We start from the raw sequence: 16,976 nt of genomic DNA on the forward strand, positions 1-16,976 counted from the left end.
CAAACTGTTAAATCCTGAATAAACTATAAGCCATCATGGCAATAATGCCGATAACCATTACAAAAATATAAAAACCCACATTGCCGGTTTGCAGCAGTCGTAAACCTTTGCTGCTTTCGATAGAAATTTTTCCTAATCCGTTTACAAAGCCGTCAATAATTTTTAGATCAACAATTTTATAAAAGAATTTTGAAGCTGCGTCCAGCGGTTTGCGGATAACCAGATCATATAATTCATCAATATAAAACTTGTGGTAAGCAATAGTATTGATTAGTGTACGGTCTTCTCCTTCTGCAACCGGAAGATTCCCACCTTTTCCGTACTTGCTAAAAGCCCAGATAATTGCCAATAAAGCCCCGCCAACTGAGGCACACATCAAAACCAATTCTGTAGTTTTTTCTGCATGAACCGGAGGAATTTGTGCAATTGTAGAGGCAAAAAGTGGCGACAGATAATGTTCTAACCAATGATGACCGCCTAAAACTTCCGGTAAACCAATTAAACCGCCAATCATTGATAAAATAGCTAAAGCAATTAACGGAACAGTCATTAACAAAGGTGATTCATGCAGATGATGTTCCTGTTCGCTTGTTCCTCTAAACTTTCCAAAAAAAGTAAGGAAAATTAATCTGAACATATAAAATGCAGTGAACATCGCCCCAAGCAATCCTAAAACGTACATGGTTTTGCTTTGCTCATATACATGTGCCAGGATTTCATCTTTAGAAAAGAACCCGGAAAACGGCGGAATACCAGAAATGGCAATTGCACCGATCAGCATCGTCCAAAAAGTAACCGGCAATTTTTTACGCAAGCCGCCCATGTTGCGCATGTCCTGTTCGCCGCTTACAGCATGGATTACAGAACCGGCACACAAGAATAAAAGTGCCTTAAAAAAAGCGTGGGTAATGACATGGAAAAATGCGCCTGTGTAAGCACCAACGCCCAAGCCCAAAAACATATAACCCAATTGAGATACAGTTGAATAAGCCAGCACTTTTTTAATATCCGTTTGTGCTATTGCAATTATAGCTGATAAAAGAATAGTTGCAAGGCCAACCCCGGCAATTAAATGTTGGGTAAAAGGAGCTAAGGTGAACAGGACATTGGAACGAACGATCATGTAAATACCTGCTGTAACCATTGTTGCGGCATGAATTAATGCAGAAACTGGTGTTGGACCGGCCATAGCGTCCGGAAGCCAGGTAAAAAGCGGGATTTGTGCCGATTTGCCGGTTGCACCGATAAAAAGCAAAACAGTAATCAGGGTTAGCACCGGACTGCTGATTTTTAATGTAGCGGCCTTCAAAAAGACATCGCTAAAAGAAGCACTACCAAAAGTGGCGATGATTACAAAGATCGCGATCAGGAAACCTAAATCGCCGATGCGGTTCATTATAAAAGCTTTTTTGGCTGCATCTGCATAATTTGGGTTCGTAAACCAGAAACCAATCAGCAGGTAAGAACACAAACCAACACCTTCCCAACCAATAAATAAAATGATATAATTGGAACCTAAAACCAGCAGTAGCATGAAGAAAATGAACAAGTTTAAGTAGGCGAAAAACTTGCCAAAACCTTCATCATTATGCATGTAACCGATAGAATAAACATGAATCAGAAAGCCGACACCAGTAATGATCAGCAACATTATGGAACTGAGCTGATCAACTAGAAAAGAAAACGGGATACTTAAATTTCCGGCTTTGATCCATTCAAAATAAGTTATGGTTATGGGCTGACCTGAATTTTTTACCGATAAAAACAGCATCGCACTTAATACAAAAGGGATCAGTACCATTAAGCTCGCCAGTAAACCTATCAAGTTTTTCGGTAGTTTATTTCGGCCCAAACCATTTATAACAAAACCGGCCAAAGGAAGTATCGGTATTAACCAAATATAATTGCTGATCATGAACGTGCTACATTGATTTATAATATGTTACAATTACCACTTTAACCGGTTCAATACGTTGATATCAATAGTATTGGTATTGCGGTAAATCATAACGATTATTGCTAAACCTACCGCTACTTCTGCAGCAGCCAAAGCCATTACAAAAAATACAAAAACCTGTCCGGCCGCATCATTTCTATAAATGGAAAATACGGTCAACAACAAATTAACAGAATTCAGCATCAACTCAACCGACATAAAGATGACAATGGCATTTCTGCGCGTTAAAACACCAATAACGCCGATGCAAAAAATAATTGCGCTTAATATGATATAATGGTTAAGCGGAATGGTTTGTATAACGTTAGACATATTTTGCATCGGTCAGGATTCTTTCTTGGCTAATAAAACAGCACCAACCATTGCGGACAACAGCAGGATTGAAGAAACTTCGAACGGCAATAAAAACTGATGAAACAGCACTTTGCCCAGGTTTTTAACTAACCCCAGGTTTGGATCTTTTAAGATAACCAATTCAGAATTACCGGAAATTTTTAAGGAAGCAACAAGCGTTACCAGCAAACATCCGCCGGCAATTACGCCAATTACTTTTAGCAGGTTTGATTTTAGCGGCTCGGTATCGTGGTTTAAATTCATCAACATTAACGTGTATAAAAACAGCACCAAAATAGCTCCCATATATACAATAAAATTTACAATGCCCAGAAACTGTGCGTTAAGCAAAAAATAATGAATGGTGAAAGTAAAAAAGGTAAGGATAAGATAAAGGACACTATGCACCGGATTTTTAGAAAAAATCACGAGCAGTGAAAAGAAAACAGATAAAAATGCGACGAAGTAAAATAGACTCATATGCTGAAATAAAAATACCTTTGCTCCGCAATAATGGCGCAAAGGTATAAAACTTATTGATTCAAGGGTGCTTCTACTAATTTGTCTTTACCATAGATAAAATCCTTGCGCAAAAAATCCGTCGGAACAATATCGCCGTCTAAATAAATGGCTTCTTTCGGGCAGGCTTCTTCGCATAATCCGCAAAAAATACAACGCAGCATATTAATTTCGTAAACGGCTGCATATTTTTCTTCGCGATACAGTTTTTCTTCTCCGGGCTGGCGTTCTGCAGCAATCATTGTGATCGCTTCTGCCGGGCAAGACAAAGCACAAAGTCCGCAAGCAGTGCAACGCTCTTTGCCATTTTCGTCTCTTTTTAAAGAATGCAGGCCACGGTAATTTTCAGAAAATTCGCGCTTTTCTTCAGGATATTTAATGGTAACCGGTTTTTTGAAGAAATGCTTTATGGTGATTGAAAGTCCGGATAAAATAGCCGGTAAATAAGCCCGCTCCCAGAAATTGAGCGGCTTAGCTTCCAAAACTTTCTTTTTATTGGTTAAAGATTCCATTGAACTGTTAAAAATTATTTAAAAACAGTGGCAAAAATGCCTGTTAAAACGATATTGGCAATGGCAAGCGGGATCAAAACTTTCCAGCCTAAATCCATTAACTGATCATAGCGGAAACGCGGAATAGTCCATCTAACCCACATAAAAAAGAAGATAAAGAAAATGATCTTGGCAAATAATGCAAATACACCTAATATGGTCACCAAATTTTCTGATAACCCTAAATGGTGCATAAACGGAAAATTGTAGCCGCCAAAATAAAGCGTTGCCATTACTGCCGAAGAAATAAACATGTTGATGTATTCTGCGAACAGATAAAAACCTAATTTCATGGAAGAATATTCGGTATGGTAACCGCCAACTAATTCTGTTTCACATTCAGGCAAATCGAACGGACTGCGGTTGGTTTCAGCAAAAGCACAAATAATAAATATTAAAAACCCTAAAGGCTGACGGAAAACATTCCAGGTAAACCAACCGTTAGCCCAGAAACCGTGCTGCTGTTGTGCAATTTCTTTCAAACTTAAAGTTCCGGTCAGCATTAATAAAGCAATAATAGACAAACCCATTGCAATTTCGTAACTGATATTTTGTGATGCCGCACGGATTGCTCCTAATAAAGAATATTTATTATTTGATGCCCAACCGCCAATCATAATGCCGTAAACTCCCAGAGAAACTACGCCAAAAATGTACAATATGCCAACATTGATGTCTGTAACCTGAAGATCAATCACACGGGAACCGATGGTTAATTGTTGCCCCCATGGGATTACTGCAGAGCCGATACAAGCGGTTAAAATTGCTAAAGAAGGCCCGACAATAAATAATAAACCGCTGGATTGTGTAGGAATGATTTCTTCCTTCATAAACATTTTTGCACCATCGGCCATCGGCTGAAAAATACCAAAAGGGCCGGCACGGTTTGGGCCAACACGGTCCTGCAAAAATGCAGCTACTTTACGTTCTGCATACGTAGAATACATAGCCGTAACCAAACTGATCCCGAAAATAATCGCAACCAGTATAAATTTTTCTACTACTATTGATGATTCCATTATAAGCGGGTATAACGTTCTAACTGTTCTTTATTTGAGTCCTGCAGAGCCAGGTTCTTTTTAATAATCGGCAATGGCTGTAACGAATCGTAATGGTTGGAACTGATTACCGAAGTGTTGGCTACATTTCGCGGACCTTCAATTACCCAATCCGCTGTTTTCTTTTGCTCAAAACGACAGGTGTTACAAATAAACTCTTCCACTTCACCATAAACGTCTTTACGGCCGGTTACACGCAAAACATCGTCGCCTTTGTACCATAACGTTACTTTTCCACAACATTTATCGCAATCGCGATGTGCTTCAACTGGTTTGGTAAACCAAACCCGGTTTTTAAAACGGAAAGTTTTATCGGTCAAAGCTCCAACCGGACAAACATCAATTACGTTTCCGGAAAAATCATTATCGACTGCCTGATGAATATAAGTAGAAATTTCTGAATGATCGCCACGGTTTAAAATTCCGTGAATGCGATGATCGGTAATTTGATCTGCCACAAAAACACAGCGGTAACATAAAATACAGCGCGTCATGTGTAACTGAATTTTATCACCAATATCAATCCGTTCAAACTGACGGCGCTCAAATTCGTAGCGGGTTTTTGCTGCTCCGTGCTCGTAACCTAAATCCTGTAAAGAACACTCGCCAGCCTGATCGCAAATTGGGCAATCCAAAGGATGGTTGATTAGCAGCATCTCTACAATACCTTTTCTGGCTTCAATTACTTCTGCGGAGGTGATATTCTGCACTTCCATGCCATCCATCACTGTTGTACGGCAAGAAGCAACCAGTTTTGGCATCGGGCGCGGGTCTTTTTCAGAACCTTTGCTCACTTTAACCAAACATGTGCGGCATTTACCACCACTACCCGATAACTTGGAGTAGTAGCACATGGCGGGCGGCACCACATCGCCGCCAATTTGCCTTGCAGCATTGAGTATGGTTGTACCGGCACTCACTTCTACCGCTATTCCGTCTATATTAACTTTAACAAGTTGTTCTTCTGGCATTTTATCCAATCAAAAACTTAAATTAAGTATTATTTTGTATGATAAAAGAAGCATTCAATCTGATGCTTCTTTTATCACCTATTTTTTATACTGCAACAGGTTCTGGTTGTGGCAAAGGATCAGCGTAATGTGCCAAGCCATAATTTCGCTCTAAACTTATCCGAGGCTCGGTAACATGCCACTCGAATTCATCACGAAAATGACGAATCGCACTAGCAACCGGCCACGCAGCTGCATCTCCTAACGGACAAATCGTGTTACCTTCAATTTTTTTAGAAACGTCCACTAGCAAATCAATATCGCTTAATTTGCCATGACCATATTCTAAGCGATGCAAAACCTTTTCCATCCAACCAGTTCCTTCACGGCAAGGCGAACATTGCCCGCAACTTTCATGGTGATAAAATCGTGCGAAATTCCAGGTATTCCTTACAATACACTGATCTTCATCAAAAGCAATAAAACCACCCGAACCCATCATCGAACCAGTTGCAAAACCACCATCTGATAAAGATTCGTAACTCATTAACCGGGCTTCCTGATTTATCGTTTTGGTGATTAGATTAGCTGGTAAAATTGGTACGGATGAACCTCCTGCAACGACTGCTTTCAACCTTTTTCCGTTTGCTATACCTCCGCAGTATTCGTCAGAATAAATGAATTCCTCAACCGGAACGCCTAATTCAATTTCATAGATTCCGGGTTTTACCAAGTTACCTGAAGCAGAAATTAGTTTTGTTCCGGTACTTCTGCCGATACCTATTTTAGCGTATTCTTCTCCGCCATCACGGATAATCGGAACAATAGCTGCAATAGACTCTACATTGTTCACAACGGTTGGGCAACCCCATAAACCAGCAATAGCCGGAAATGGTGGTTTGATACGCGGATTACCACGTTTCCCTTCCAAAGATTCGAGTAAGGCTGTTTCTTCCCCGCAGATGTAAGCCCCGCCGCCCGGCTGTACATACAATTCCAGATCATAACCAGTCCCTAAAATGTTTTTACCTAAAAATCCAGCGTTTCTGGCTTCGGCAATTGCCTTTTCCAAAATGCGTATTTGCGGCATCATTTCCCCGCGAACATAGATATAGGAAACTTTTGCACCCAACGCAAAACTACCTATAATCATTCCCTCAATCAGTAAATGAGGAATTTTTGTCATCAAAAAACGGTCTTTAAACGTTCCCGGTTCAGATTCATCTGCATTACAAACCAGATAACGAGGGACACCTTCCGGTTTTGCAAGAAAACTCCATTTCATTCCGGTAGGAAAACCTGCACCACCACGACCGCGCAAACCTGATTTTTTTACTTCCTCCACAATTTCTTCCGGAGTAAGGGTTTTCAAAGCTTTTTCAACAGCTGAATAACCGCCTTTTGAGCGGTAAACATCATAAGTATTGATGTCTGGTACGTTGATATGTTCTAATAATAATTTTTGTCCCATTATGCTGATTAGTAAGTATTGCCAGCTATTATATACTTATCACACTGATATTTCACAGCATACCTTAAAGCATTTGTTGTTGTTAAACCGATGATTAAATTGTAGTAATTCCAATTTTTAGTCGATAAAAACAGTATGAATCCAATTAACAATACTAAATCCCAGGCTATAACTTTACTATTTGTCATATCAGTTATTGGCTTTTATAGTAAGATCGCTAATCAATTGATCAACAGATTGCGGTGTTAAATTTTCATAAAAAGTATATTCTGGCCCGATCTGCAAAACCGGCGCAAAACCGCAAGCGGCCAAACATTCTACGCCCCGCCAGCTAAATAAACCATCTGGCGTAATGTCACCTTCTTTTACACCTAATTTTTGCTCGATGTATTTCATGATTTTTTCTGCACCAACCAGACAACACGGGCCGGTGCGGCATACTTCCAGCATGTATTTGCCTTGCGGACGTAAGAAATACATTGTATAGAAAGAAGCCACTTCGTAAACTTCAATCGGCTGAATATTTAGATACTCAGCTACTTTATCCATTGCATCCACGCTTAACCAGCCAAATTCTGCCTGAACCACATGCAAAATAGGCAACAGGGCTGCTTTCGGATGTTGCTCCGGATACCGGCTAACTATATCTGTAAATTGCCTGTACAGTTCAGGTGTAAATTGTTGTACAACAACAGTTTCTTCAATTTTAAGCATCTAACTCTCCGGCAATAACATTTAAACTACTCATGTTGATAATGGCATCAGAAAGCAACATTCCCTGGCTCATAGGTGCATACATTTGATAATTGATAAAACTTGGCCTGCGGAAATGTAACCTGTATGGTGCACGGCCACCATCGTTTATCAGATAGAAACCCAATTCCCCGTTTCCGCCTTCTACTGCATGATATACTTCTTTTACCGGTGTAATTACCTCGCCCATTACAATTTTAAAATGATAGATCAATGCTTCCATATTGTTATAAACTTCCTGTTTTGGCGGAAGATAATAATCCGGAACATCAGCATGAAAAACACCTTTTGGTTCTTTTTCAATCATTTTCAAAGCTTGCTCAATCATGCGCATACTTTGTTTCATTTCTTCGTTCCTGACCAAAAAACGACTATAAACATCGCCATTTGTACCTACAGGAACTTCAAAATCAAAATCTTCGTACGAACTGTAAGGTTCCATCGCCCGAACATCGTAATCTACGCCTGCAGCACGTAACAACGGCCCGGTCCAGCTATAGCTTAATGCAGTTTCGGCCGTTACTGGTGCAACACCTTTTGTACGATCGATAAATATCCGGTTACGATTAAAAAGCGATTCAAATTCTTTTAAAACCGGTGGAAAATCTACCAAAAACTTTTTGATTTTACGAAAAGCTATTTCATTAAAATCACGTTCAAAACCACCGATCCGGCCAACATTTGTAGTTAAACGGGAACCGCAAATTTCTTCGTAAATTTCGTAAATGGCTTCTCGATATTCCATCATGTATAAAAAACCTGTAAATGCGCCGGTATCTACCCCAAGCACGCCGTTACAAATAATATGATCAGAAATACGCGCCAGTTCCATCACAATCACCCGCATGTAATCTACCCGTTTTGGCATTTTTATATCCAGCAGTTTTTCAACCGTCATGTGCCAACCCATATTATTTATGGGTGATGAACAATAGTTCATCCGATCCGTTAGCGGCGTGATTTGATAAAACGGGCGATGTTCGGCTATTTTTTCAAACGCACGGTGAATATACCCGATTGTTGAAACGCCGCTAATTATACGCTCACCGTCCATTTGCAGCACATTTTGAAATACACCGTGTGTTGCGGGGTGTGTTGGGCCAAGATTTAGCGTAGTTGGCGAATCCTGCGGATCATTATCAGTAAAAACCGGAAAGTTTTCCATCAATTATATTGCTATCTTCCGAAGAAGTAATCTTTTTTGTCAACACGGTTTGGATCTTCCAGCGGAAACTCTTTCCTCATCGGAAAAACTGTCATATCATCCACGTTCAATATCCTGCGCAAATCCGGATGACCATCAAATTGAATCCCAAAATAATCGTAGGTTTCGCGTTCCATCCAGTTGGCACCGTTCCAAATAGTTGTGGCTGTTGGAATATGAAGGTCATTTTCGTCCAAAAAAACTTTAAGCCTGATCCTAATATTATTTACAAAACTGTGCAAGTGATATATAATTGCAAATTTTTTCTCTCTTTCAGGATAATGCACAGCTGTCAAATCTGTTAAAAAATTAAACTGAAGTTTAGTGTCCGACTTTAAATAATTTAAAACCTCAATTATATCTTCACGGTCAGTTTCAAAATTTAGCAAATCGGACATTTCGGGCAATAGCCTAACCTTTTCCCCAAACTTTAAATTAATTTGATCAAAAACTTCTTCGTTTAAAATTTTGCCCATTATTGAATACCGTATTTAGCCAGTAATTCTTTATATTCAGGCCCTTCCCTGCGACGACCACTTTCAGTTTGCACTAATTTTTGAATATTCATAAAGCCATCAATAATACCTTCCGGCCGCGGCGGGCAACCCGGAACATACACATCAACCGGAATAATTTCGTCTATACCTTGCAAAACAGAATATGTATCAAAAATACCACCGCTTGATGCACATGCACCAACAGCCATTACCCACCGTGGTTCGGCCATTTGTAAATATACCTGGCGCAGTACCGGAGCCATTTTTTTGGCGATCGTACCCATTACCATTAACAGGTCTGCTTGGCGTGGCGAAAAGCTTAACCTTTCTGCACCAAATCTTGATAAATCATAGTGCGAACCCATTGTGGCCATAAATTCAATTCCGCAGCAAGAAGTGGCAAATGGTAAGGGCCACAAAGAATGTGAACGTGCTAAACCAATTGCCTGATCTAAAGATGTAGCAAAAAATCCTGACCCTTCAACTCCTGGCGGAGCTTCAACAACCTTTATATCACTCATAATCTATCCTCACAAAAAAATTATCATAACGATAAATACAAATTTACAATAATAATTTTTTTAGTACCAGACTTTATAATCCGGAAGCTTATTTAGAATTATTCTTAAAAAATAATTTCCTGAATGATTAATGCTTCTTTTACCGGCATAAATTTATGCCGGTAAAAGAAGCATTAACATAATTTATGAAGAGGTTTTAATCCCAATCAAGTGCTTTTTTCTTCAGGATATAAATGAACCCAAGCAGTAAAGTACCCATGAAAATAAACATTTCTACCATTCCATCTGATCCTAAATCCCGAAAGTTTACTGCCCATGGATACATGAAAATTACCTCAACATCAAAAAGTACAAACAAAATCGCAACCAAAAAATATTTAATAGAAACCGGTGTACGGGCGTTACCGATAACTTCTATTCCTGATTCAAAAGGTGTAAGTTTATCTTTAGTACTTCTTTTAGGGCCTAATTTGTGGGTTGCGAACATTGTGGTAAATACAAAACCTAACGCCACAATTATTTGAAATATGATCGGCAGATAATTCACCGGTAAACTTTGTGCTTCCATTAAAGTTTTAATTTTTCCAAATATAAAAAAAGGCTCCTAAAAGGAGCCTTTTCACATTAATTATTAGCTATTATTTACCTTTAGATTTCTTATCGGCATAAGCTTTTGCTTGTTTATCTGTAGGATCTATTTGTAATGCCTTGGAAAAATTTTCCGCAGCTTTAGCTTCGTCTTTTTCTTTATATTCGTAATAAGTACCTAAATAATCGTATGCTTCTGCCATAAAGCCTTTATCCTCATCCGGAACTGCTCCTTTGGCAGTAATTAACTGAATATACTGTTCATAATATGGTTTGGCATATCCCTGCGAAGTATTACGGCTTGGCTCACGCAAATCATTGGCTCTTGCCTGGTATAAAGCAACCGTGGCTTGCGGCTGTGCAGCATGCTTTTGGATATAAGTAAACGCCGTATCAGCTTTTAAAAGTAACGTAGTATCTGCAACAGGTTTTGGGGTGGCAGTGCTGTAATATTGTGCTTTAAAAGCATTGTAATAACTAACGCCTTCCCTTAAATAATCATTTAATGTTGCCTGTTTAGATTTTGAAACAAACACTCTATAAGCATCTCCTGCTTCGGCATACTTCTTTTGATTGTATAAAGATTTGGCAATTTCACCATAAGCTTCTACTTGAGTTGTATCTAAGGCCAATGCTTTTCTTAAACTGTTTATACCCACAGAATCTTGTCCGGATGCCGATTGTAAACGGCCTAAATACAAATAATCCAACGGAATTAATCTTTTAGAGTCTGCTTGTGTAATAAATTTGTTCAAAGCTTCTAAACCAGCAGCATAATTTTTGTTTTCGTACGCTGCATAACCCAAATAGCGGTAAACCAGTAAATTATTTTTAGGTGCAGTTTTTACAATTTCCTGGGTTTCCTGTTGCAAGGCCTTGTAATCTTGGGCATAAACTAAAAAGCGTGCGTAATTCATTCTTGAATCTAATGAACGGTCTGTTAAATCAAGATATTTTTTATAAAATTCAACGGCTTGCTTATATTTCTGTTCTGAAACTGCTTCAGTGCTATTTTTGCCCCAACGTAAATAAGTTTCTGCTAATTCGCGATATGCAGGACCGTAATTTGGGTCAATGGCTAATGCTTTGCGATATTCTTTTTCAGAATCTTCATAATTGTTGGCCTGTTTCCAAATCACCCCTGTTGCCACAATGGCACTAACCATTTTCGGATTAATGGCCAAAGCTTGCGTGTAATTGTTGTAAGCCTCTGTATTTTTCAACTCAGAACGATAAGCATCTCCTAACGCAGCATACAATTGCGGGTTTTTTTCTTTTGTGTTTGATGCAATACCGGCGTTTAAAATTTGAATTGCTGCATTTGCATCAGGACTTGGTGGAAGCAAATATGCCTTGCCGATATACACATACGGTTCTGTATCTTTTTTTTCTGTTACAGCTACAGCCTTATCAAAATTTGACTTTGCAGAAGCGTTATTTTTATCCATACGATCCACAGCCCCTAAGCCAGCATAATTGAGTGCTGATTTAGCATTAACGCTCAACCCTTTTGTAAAAGCAGCTTTTGCTGAATCAGAATAGTCTTTCTGAATGTATAGCCAACCTAAATAAAAGTAATTTTCTGCATTTGTTGCTTGAGTTTGTGTGAGGTTTTTAAGCATGCCCTCCGCTTTTTGATACTGTTCTGCATCTAATGCTTTTTTTGCATCCGCTAAACTTTGGGCAGATGCTGAATAGCCAATTAGAGCCATTCCGGAAAAAGTTAAGGCTATTTTATTAATCATCTTCATAGTTAAAATTCTACTTTAAAGTTCTTTTTTAATAAGTATTTCTCTTGTTGGCATAGAATCAGGCAATAAACCTGATCGTAAAACTATTTTTTGTCCTCGTTCACTTTGTAAAAATGAAGAAAAACCAGTCCCTAAACCTATTTTGCCTGTACAATCAATTATATAAATAGTTCTGGTTAATGGATATTGTTTTAGAGCAAATGTAGATTGCGAAGGTTTAAAATAAGTTAATGACTTACTTTTTGAACTATCATTTTCAATACCGACAATCCTTATATTCTTTGTTGCACTAATATAATCACTATCAGGTTCAACTAACCAGCTATAACTGATAAAACCAATCGCATTATCATTGTTTGCAACATATTTTATAACTTCTTTACTGTTTTTAACAGCATAAATATTTTTTTGGTTTGAACTTTCTAAACTAAAATAACTTTTTAAATAATTCAAAACGCTTGAATTAGGATTATCAAAAACGAGATTTTTAGTGTCTTTAGTATTAGAATTAAACAAATTTTTAATTTCTGCTAAAGTCATAATTGTATCTGGTACGTTTTTACCAACAATTAATGCGATTGCATCATGTGCTACTTTTCCAACTTTTGGCGGTAAGCCTCTATCTGTAAGCAATTTAACTTCGTTCTGATTTAAATCCCTGCTCATTACAGCAAAACGCGCTTTATTGTTTAATATAAGGTCTAAAATTTTATTTTCCGGCTGATAAACTACATTTGGCTTTGCCTGAGTGTACAATGATTTGAAAACATACATTTCCTGATCTAAAATAGGGGAAATAGATTCGTCAAATACAAAAGTATAAGTACCAGACGTAAACCCATCTGTACTATTATCATATATTTTGTTCTGGTTGCAGGACGCAAAACCAACACATAGTAATAATATACTGTTTAAAATATTTTTTAAATTCATTTTTTAGGGATTAATCTTGAAAAACGAAGAATAGAATAAACAATAAATACTGAACCAAACAAATAACGCTGGGTTTGCGTCATGGTTAAAGGAAGTTTTTGCCAAAACATAATCATCAAACCCAAACCAAAAAAACCAGCAAACGTGATTAGCCCTAAAATAAGGAGAAACCGCTCTTTGAGCGGTTTCTCCTTAAAATTAAATCTATTTAACATTGAGCAAACTATTGATCTCCCTGCAAAGTAAAAGCTACTGGCATGGTGTAGGCTACACGAACTGATTTACCGTTTTGGATACCTGGCGACCAGTGAGGTGATTTTGAAAGCACTCTGACTGCTTCAGCACCACAACCTCCGCCGATATCACGTAAAACTTTAATATCTGTTAAAGAACCATCCTTTTCAACTACGAAAGACATAATTACTCGACCTTGAATGTTGTTTTCTTTAGCAACTGGCGGATAACGAATATTATTGCCTAAGTATTTATAAAATGCAGCATCACCACCAGGAAATTTTGGTAAAACTTCAACTGCTGCAAAACTTACCGGCTCATTACTTTCTTCTACAACTTTTTTAGTAATATCCGCTTTACCAACTGCCTCATCAATTCTAATTTCCTGATTAGGATCACCTTTTTGATCTTTTTGTCCCGGATCTTTTACTTCCAGCTCTTTTACCGTTGGCGGATCTTTTTCTTTCACCTCATTGTCTGGTTTTACTACAGGAGGCGGAAAACGAACCTGGTCAACTTTTGGCTTAGGCGGCTCCACTTGTGGAGGAGGGGGAGGTGGTTGTGTTGCGTTAATCGGTGGTGGTGGCATTAGCACCACATCCTTAATTTTTACTTTTTCATCTGCTTTTGGAATGAACCCCTTAATTTTGTCTATAATTGTTGGTGTAGCAATAGCGACGATAAATAGTACGCTCGCAATAATTAATGCCCGTACAGATGTTTTTGAGTTTTCTTTACGGAGTACATAAGCCCCATAAGATTTGTTACGGCCACTAAAAACAACATCAAGCCATTCCGGATTTAAAATATCTAATCTTGCCATGGTTTATGTTTTAATAAAACTAAAATTTCCTTTTTACCAATTTTCTAATAAAGATTATCTCTTTTTAGAGACTCTATTTCGTTTTCGACAATATCAACTATCGCATATCTTTCAATTTTAGCGATGCCTAATTCATCCAATATATCAACCATATTTTTATAATTGGATTTATCGGAAGGCTTGATTAATACGATCATATCTTTTCCACCAGACTGAGCTTTAATACGTTGTGAATTTTCAATCAAAGCTTTTCTAATACCGTTTTTGCTATAATCTGAAATAATAGGTGATACTTTACCAGGCTCACCAACAAAATATTCAAGTTTGTCTTTGCTCCCTAACAATATAGACATTGTTCTCGAAGCTGGTACTGCTAACTGATCTTTTTTAGTATCGTCTTTATCCGGCATACCTAAGTCCATTGCCTGAGGTTTAGCCAAAGTTGTAGTCAACATAAAAAAAGTGATCAGCAAAAACGCCAAATCTACCATGGCTGTTAAATCAACTCGGGTGGAAGCTTTTTTACTCCGTACTTTTCCTCCGCTTTTCTTGCCACCCCCGGAGGTATCTAATTCTGCCATTTTTTATCCGTTTTAAATTAATTTGCAGCCCGCAATGATGTAATCAGGCTAAATTTGTTTACTTTTTGCTTTTGTAAAATATCGATTACTTTTTTGATAACCGGGTATTCTTCTTTGCTATCGCCTTTGATACTGATACGCAGTTCTTTGTTCACTAATAGTTTTGCAGACACCCTTGCTTCACGAACCCAATTAAACAATTCATTACTTACAGAATCTGTAGGGATCCCCGGTTGTTTTAACTCTTTTCTCTGATCTGGTGACATATCCAAAAACTGTTTCAGGCTTTGAATCGGCACCCCAAAAGATGGCAGAGTTTCAAAAACAGCTTTTTCTTCTGGTGTAAAAGTTACATTATACTTTTGCCCTACGCTTTCTAAAGTTTGCCTACGGATTGCTTCCCCTTCCATTCCAAAGAAAACCTTGTTTTGGCCAACAGTTATAATTGCTACATCATCAGGCAGTTTAATTGTAACAGAGGAACCCGGAATATCAACCGGAACCAGATCTTCTGTTTTAAACTTTGAGGTAAGGATAAAAAAGGTCAGCAACAAAAAAGCCATATCGCACATTGCTGTCATGTCAATCGCGGTACTTTTTCTTTTGATTTGTGCTCTTGGCATATATGGTTTTGATTATAGTAATTAATTCTGTTTCAAAAACAAGAACTATTAATAGCTCTTGTTTTTATGAGATGCAGCATAAGTTTGAACAATGCTGAACCCTGTTTCATCAATTGCATAAGTTAAAGTATCTATTTTAGAAGTAAAATAGTTGTATGCAATAACTGCCAGGGTTGAAGTGAAGATACCTAAAGCCGTATTGATCAAAGCCTCAGAAATACCTGTTGCCAATGCAGCCTGATTAGGTGCCCCTGATGTTGCCAATGCAGCGAACGCCCTGATCATACCTGTTACCGTGCCCAGCAAACCGGTTAATGTACCGATAGAAACCAGAGTGGCAATAATAGTCAAGTTTTGCTCTAACATGGGCATTTCTAAAGATGTTGCTTCTTCAATGTCTTTTTGAATAGCCAAGCATTTTTGGTCAACATCCATGTTGGTTTCTGTTTCCATTTCACGATATTTTTTCAAACCTGATTTTATTACGTTGGCCACAGAACCTTTTTGTTTATCACACTCAGCACTTGCAGCTTCGATGTTACCGGAGTTTAAATAAGCTTGTACTTTTTTAATAAAAGAATCAACATTGCCAGAACCTGCTGCTTTTCCGATCACTACAAAACGCTCTATAGAAAAAATGATCACACATAATAAAAAAGTCATCAACACCGGCACAATTGGGCCGCCTCTGTGCACAGTTCCAAAATAATCATTTGGGTCACCATGCTCAACATCACCTCCTTTATAGTGACTGGCATCACCTAAAACGAAAATGTAAATCAATAATGCTACAACAAATGCGATTGGGATTACTAAGGTTGCAAAGATGCTTGAAGAACCAGAGCTTTCTTTAGTTACGGTTGTTGGTTTTGGTGGAGTAGTTGCCATTTTTAAGTTTGTTTAGTTTTGGTTAGATTTTTAGTTTAGTAAATATAGATTTTAATAATGGTATTATGTTAATGCAATAACAAATTTATAGTTTTTGAATAATTAAAAAAAGAGCAGCAACAGCAATTTAATTTATTTTTAAGGCTGATAAAATATTCCCTTCTTATATTTATATCAGGTTTGATTTTACAATGAAAAACAAAAAAATCAATTTATGCAAATGTTAAAATGTAAAATATACACATAATTTTTAAACGTAAAAATTTTTGCTTAACCGCCGGCAATTTTTGCTTTATAATTATCAGAAAGCAGTATTTCAAGCACTTTATCGCGGAAATTGCCCTGGATCAAAATTTCACCGTCTTTTGCCGAACCGCCAACGCCGCATTTGGTTTTCAACTTTTTGCCAAGCTTTTCCAAGTCGTCCTCCGTCCCATTAAAATCACTGATGCGTGTCACTAATTTTCCGCTGCCTTTCCGGTCCAGATAAATTTTTAGTTGCTGTTGCTGCGGTGGTAAAGTTTGTTGCGCAAAAATGTTTTCCTCCTGATATACAAAATCAGGATCTGTAGAATACATTACGCCCGAAATATTTTTATTTTTCTTGCTCAATTTAGGTTGATACTGTTTTTATGCCTGTAATTTAGTCTGCCTGTGTAGTTAATCTGCAAGAATTTGCTAAACACAAGTATGACAAATAAATTTTTAGTTTTCAAATTTTATTTACACTGATTTTTATGC

General features: G+C 37.8%; 19 protein-coding genes. All 19 read right to left on the bottom strand.

The annotated features are described in order from the left end of the window. Positions 1-7 precede the first annotated feature (7 nt). Positions 8-1,912 (bottom strand): NADH-quinone oxidoreductase subunit L, encoded by a 1,905-nt coding sequence (gene nuoL, locus ACOFKR_RS16320; RefSeq protein WP_419803658.1) that lies wholly within the window; start codon positions 1,910-1,912, stop codon positions 8-10. Between the two features lie 36 nt (positions 1,913-1,948). Further along, positions 1,949-2,269 carry an NADH-quinone oxidoreductase subunit NuoK gene (gene nuoK / locus ACOFKR_RS16325; protein ID WP_419801863.1) on the bottom strand — a complete coding sequence of 107 codons (321 nt, stop codon included), beginning with the start codon at positions 2,267-2,269 and terminating at the stop codon, positions 1,949-1,951. A gap of 12 nt (positions 2,270-2,281) precedes the next feature. Next, positions 2,282-2,770: an NADH-quinone oxidoreductase subunit J gene (locus tag ACOFKR_RS16330; RefSeq protein ID WP_419801864.1), complete on the bottom strand. Its 489-nt coding sequence runs from the start codon at positions 2,768-2,770 to the stop codon at positions 2,282-2,284. A gap of 53 nt (positions 2,771-2,823) precedes the next feature. Beyond that, positions 2,824-3,321 carry a NuoI/complex I 23 kDa subunit family protein gene (locus tag ACOFKR_RS16335; protein WP_419801865.1) on the bottom strand — a complete coding sequence of 166 codons (498 nt, stop codon included), beginning with the start codon at positions 3,319-3,321 and terminating at the stop codon, positions 2,824-2,826. Between the two features lie 14 nt (positions 3,322-3,335). Further along, positions 3,336-4,379, bottom strand: a complete 1,044-nt coding sequence (nuoH, locus tag ACOFKR_RS16340; RefSeq protein WP_419801866.1) for an NADH-quinone oxidoreductase subunit NuoH — start codon at positions 4,377-4,379, stop codon at positions 3,336-3,338. Beyond that, positions 4,379-5,389 (bottom strand): 2Fe-2S iron-sulfur cluster-binding protein, encoded by a 1,011-nt coding sequence (locus ACOFKR_RS16345; RefSeq protein WP_419801867.1) that lies wholly within the window; start codon positions 5,387-5,389, stop codon positions 4,379-4,381. The genes nuoH and ACOFKR_RS16345 overlap by 1 nt, the downstream gene beginning before the upstream one ends. A gap of 85 nt (positions 5,390-5,474) precedes the next feature. Next, the gene (nuoF, locus tag ACOFKR_RS16350) at positions 5,475-6,839 is read right to left on the bottom strand and encodes an NADH-quinone oxidoreductase subunit NuoF (protein WP_419801868.1); all 1,365 of its coding nucleotides are present in this window, start codon (positions 6,837-6,839) and stop codon (positions 5,475-5,477) included. Between the two features lie 189 nt (positions 6,840-7,028). Continuing rightward, the gene (gene nuoE / locus ACOFKR_RS16355; RefSeq protein ID WP_419801869.1) at positions 7,029-7,553 is read right to left on the bottom strand and encodes an NADH-quinone oxidoreductase subunit NuoE; all 525 of its coding nucleotides are present in this window, start codon (positions 7,551-7,553) and stop codon (positions 7,029-7,031) included. Continuing rightward, positions 7,546-8,757, bottom strand: coding sequence for an NADH-quinone oxidoreductase subunit D (locus ACOFKR_RS16360; protein WP_419801870.1), 1,212 nt, complete (start codon positions 8,755-8,757; stop codon positions 7,546-7,548). Before ACOFKR_RS16360 ends, nuoE begins: the two co-directional genes overlap by 8 nt. An 11-nt stretch (positions 8,758-8,768) precedes the next feature. Then, positions 8,769-9,272, bottom strand: coding sequence for an NADH-quinone oxidoreductase subunit C (locus tag ACOFKR_RS16365; protein WP_419801871.1), 504 nt, complete (start codon positions 9,270-9,272; stop codon positions 8,769-8,771). Next, the gene (locus tag ACOFKR_RS16370) at positions 9,272-9,814 is read right to left on the bottom strand and encodes an NADH-quinone oxidoreductase subunit B (protein ID WP_419801872.1); all 543 of its coding nucleotides are present in this window, start codon (positions 9,812-9,814) and stop codon (positions 9,272-9,274) included. Before ACOFKR_RS16370 ends, ACOFKR_RS16365 begins: the two co-directional genes overlap by 1 nt. Positions 9,815-10,010: 196 nt before the next feature. Further along, a complete protein-coding gene (locus tag ACOFKR_RS16375; RefSeq protein WP_419801873.1) occupies positions 10,011-10,382 on the bottom strand; it encodes an NADH-quinone oxidoreductase subunit A in 372 nt (123 codons plus the stop codon). Positions 10,383-10,452: 70 nt separating this feature from the next. Then, the gene (locus tag ACOFKR_RS16380) at positions 10,453-12,153 is read right to left on the bottom strand and encodes a tetratricopeptide repeat protein (RefSeq protein ID WP_419801874.1); all 1,701 of its coding nucleotides are present in this window, start codon (positions 12,151-12,153) and stop codon (positions 10,453-10,455) included. A 15-nt stretch (positions 12,154-12,168) separates the two neighbouring features. Next, positions 12,169-13,086 (bottom strand): PstS family phosphate ABC transporter substrate-binding protein, encoded by a 918-nt coding sequence (locus tag ACOFKR_RS16385; protein ID WP_419801875.1) that lies wholly within the window; start codon positions 13,084-13,086, stop codon positions 12,169-12,171. A 223-nt stretch (positions 13,087-13,309) separates the two neighbouring features. Next, positions 13,310-14,143, bottom strand: coding sequence for an energy transducer TonB (locus ACOFKR_RS16390; RefSeq protein ID WP_419801876.1), 834 nt, complete (start codon positions 14,141-14,143; stop codon positions 13,310-13,312). 44 nt (positions 14,144-14,187) lie between these two features. Next, a complete protein-coding gene (locus ACOFKR_RS16395) occupies positions 14,188-14,724 on the bottom strand; it encodes an ExbD/TolR family protein (protein ID WP_419801877.1) in 537 nt (178 codons plus the stop codon). Between the two features lie 17 nt (positions 14,725-14,741). Continuing rightward, entirely contained in the window at positions 14,742-15,347 is a 606-nt protein-coding gene (locus ACOFKR_RS16400; RefSeq protein WP_419801878.1) for an ExbD/TolR family protein, read from the bottom strand. A 48-nt stretch (positions 15,348-15,395) separates the two neighbouring features. Further along, on the bottom strand, positions 15,396-16,235 hold the full coding sequence (locus tag ACOFKR_RS16405; protein WP_419801879.1) for a MotA/TolQ/ExbB proton channel family protein: 840 nt from the start codon (positions 16,233-16,235) through the stop codon (positions 15,396-15,398). Positions 16,236-16,505: 270 nt separating this feature from the next. Further along, the gene (locus ACOFKR_RS16410; protein ID WP_419801880.1) at positions 16,506-16,847 is read right to left on the bottom strand and encodes a translation initiation factor; all 342 of its coding nucleotides are present in this window, start codon (positions 16,845-16,847) and stop codon (positions 16,506-16,508) included. Positions 16,848-16,976 lie beyond the last annotated feature (129 nt).

It is taken from the genome of Mucilaginibacter sp., assembly GCF_965201005.1.
GTDB lineage: Bacteria > Bacteroidota > Bacteroidia > Sphingobacteriales > Sphingobacteriaceae > Mucilaginibacter_A.